General features: G+C 58.6%; 3 protein-coding genes. All 3 read left to right on the top strand.

Features of this window, described 5'->3' with window-relative positions:
• Nucleotides 1-223: 223 nt before the first annotated feature.
• The 3 genes from IRZ24_RS19370 (at nt 224) to IRZ24_RS19360 (ending at nt 2,244) form a co-directional block, all read left to right on the top strand.
• Nucleotides 224-673 carry a MaoC family dehydratase N-terminal domain-containing protein gene (locus IRZ24_RS19370; RefSeq protein ID WP_297168130.1) on the top strand — a complete coding sequence of 150 codons (450 nt, stop codon included), beginning with the start codon at nt 224-226 and terminating at the stop codon, nt 671-673.
• A gap of 36 nt (nt 674-709) precedes the next feature.
• Nucleotides 710-1,165, top strand: coding sequence for a MaoC/PaaZ C-terminal domain-containing protein (locus IRZ24_RS19365; protein ID WP_297168127.1), 456 nt, complete (start codon nt 710-712; stop codon nt 1,163-1,165).
• Nucleotides 1,166-1,416: 251 nt separating this feature from the next.
• Entirely contained in the window at nt 1,417-2,244 is an 828-nt protein-coding gene (locus tag IRZ24_RS19360; RefSeq protein ID WP_297168124.1) for an SDR family oxidoreductase, read from the top strand.
• Nucleotides 2,245-2,472 lie beyond the last annotated feature (228 nt).

The following is a 2,472-nucleotide window of genomic DNA, read 5'->3' as shown; positions in this document are numbered from 1 at the left end:
CGGGTACAATACCCTTACAAGGACGGTGAGCAGACACCGCCGAGGAGAGGAGACCGCGGCGCGCCGACCAACCCGAACCGGCCCGGCTTAGCTGCGGACCCAACCATTGCCTGGTGCACTGCACGGCGCTTGGCTGCACTGCCGCGGCTCAGTTGCCGTCATTTCGCACACCATTATATACTATTTCTGGCTACTTGCCGGACTGCCGAAAAAGAGGTGTCTTATGTTCGACCAGAGCAAGATCGGGCAGAGCTTTCCTCCCTTCACCTATCAGGTAGAGCGCTGTAAGATTCATGAGCTGAATCTAGCGATCGGTGATGAAAACCCGATCTATCATAGTAAAGAGGCGGCACAGGCTGCGGGCTATCCAGATGTGCCGGCCTCGCCGACGACACCGACAACGTTCCAGTTCTGGGGCAATCCCGACTTTGTCAAGCATCTAGTGGCCATCGGTGTCAATGTCATGCGCATCATCCACGGTGAGGAGGAGTATGAGTATCTGGCACCGATCTACGCCGGTGACGTCTTAACCGGTGTGACGACGCTTGTCGATGGCAAATCACGTCAGAGCAAGGACGGCTCTTCGATGGATATTCTAACGCTGGAGACTCGTTATACCAATCAAAACGGACAGGAAGTCCTAAAGGCGCGTCAGGTGCTAATCGTTCGCTAGTCGGGTCACGGCAAGACCGACCAAAGGAGTACGTTAATGACGACGGAAGCGAAACTGCCTACGAAGCGCTATTTCGAAGATGTCCAGGTCGGCGATGAGATCCCCCGCCTTGTCAAGTCCCCGATAACTCATCTACAGCTTGTGCGCTACGCTGGAGCATCAGGTGACTTTAATCCTCTCCATACTGACCCCAAGATCGGCGAAATGCTCGGCATAGGCGGCATCATTGCGCATGGCATGCTGATCATGGGCTTTCTTGGCCAGCTCCTCAGCGACTATGTGGGACCAACGGCCTTGCGCAAGTTCGGCGTGCGCTTCAAGAGTATGACCCGCCTCGATGATGTCATTACCTGCAGCGGCACCGTCACCGAGAAATACGAGGCCGATGGTGAGGCGCGTATTGCCGGCAAGATCCAGGCGGTGGATCAAAACGGCGATGTTAAAGCGAGCGGCACTTTCGTAGCGGCCCTGCCGAAGCGTGGCAGCGAGTAGCGGAAAGAAAGGCGGATGACCTGCCCAAGCTCCGGACAGAGGCGGAGAGAACTCTCTGGGCCTAGCCGGCAGGGCTACGCGGCGGCTCGTTTCGCAGGGCGGGCTGGCGCGCAAGATAGCGCTGCAGAGGCTCGTGATACGCGCTACCAATAGATAAGGCCAAGACGATTTTGTTGCGTGCTGCTGTGCTGCAGCCGTGGATCTCGATGTGAAGAGTAACAGGAATAGCATAGAAAGGAAGAGTCAGCACAATGGGTCTGCTTGACGGTAAGATCGCCATTATCACCGGCTCTGGGCGCGGCATCGGAGCGGCTGCCGCGAAGCTGTTCGCGGCGGAGGGGGCCGCGGTTGTTGTGAGTGATCTCGACCAGGGTCCCGCAGACGAGACGGTAGCAGCTATTCGCAACGCTGGCGGCAAAGCTATCGCGGTGGTGGGTGACGTCACTGATCCAGCTTTCCCCAGTCAGCTTATCAAGGCCACACTCGACACCTTTGGCGGCCTCGATATCATTGTCAACAACGCCGGCTACACCTGGGATGGCGTCATTCACAAAATGACCGATAAGCAGTGGTATGCCATGCTTGAGGTGCACAATACGGCGCCTTTCCGTATCCTGCGTGAGGCCTCTCATTTTATCCGCGAAGCGGCCAAGCGCGAACAGGAGGCTAACGGGCGTGCTAATCCGCGCAAGGTGATCAATGTCTGCTCGGTCTCTGGCTTGCATGGGAACGCTGGCCAGGTCAATTATGCAACTGCCAAGGCGGGCATCGTTGGGCTGACAAAGACGCTGGCGAAGGAGTGGGGACGCTACAATGTGCAGGTGAACTGCGCCTGCTTCGGTTTTATCGAAACGCGTCTGACGGCCCCCAAGGAGGGCGGGGAGAAGATTCAGCGCGAGGGCGAAGAGGTTGAACTGGGTATCCCTGGTCAGCTTCGTCAGATGGCCACCATGCTGATCCCCCTGGGTCGCCCGGGAACCCCCGAGGAGGCTGCCGGAGCCTTACTCTTCCTGGCCTCACCCCTCTCAAACTATGTCTCCGGTCACGTGCTTGAAGTGACGGGTGGTGGCTCTCTCTAGGCCAGGCCGTCTGGCTTCTCTCTCGCTCATGGCTGGCTCGTGCCTCCGCCCTCGCCTCTGCTCATCTGGCCCAGCGTCCTGAGCTGCTGATCGCGCCTGTCTGCTGACGGCGCTCACGATAGCTCCTCCGTGCAGTTCGGCTCGGCTGCCTGTGAGCCAGCCAGAGATAGGTGCCTTGGAGACCCGCCGCTGATCAGGGACGATCGCAGCGGCGGGTTTTCCGCTTGT

This window comes from Thermogemmatispora sp., from assembly GCF_019683755.1.
Classification (GTDB): Bacteria; Chloroflexota; Ktedonobacteria; order Ktedonobacterales; family Ktedonobacteraceae; genus Thermogemmatispora.
Note: the sequence above shows the minus strand (reverse complement) of the source record. Positions and strands in the feature narration are given on the sequence as shown.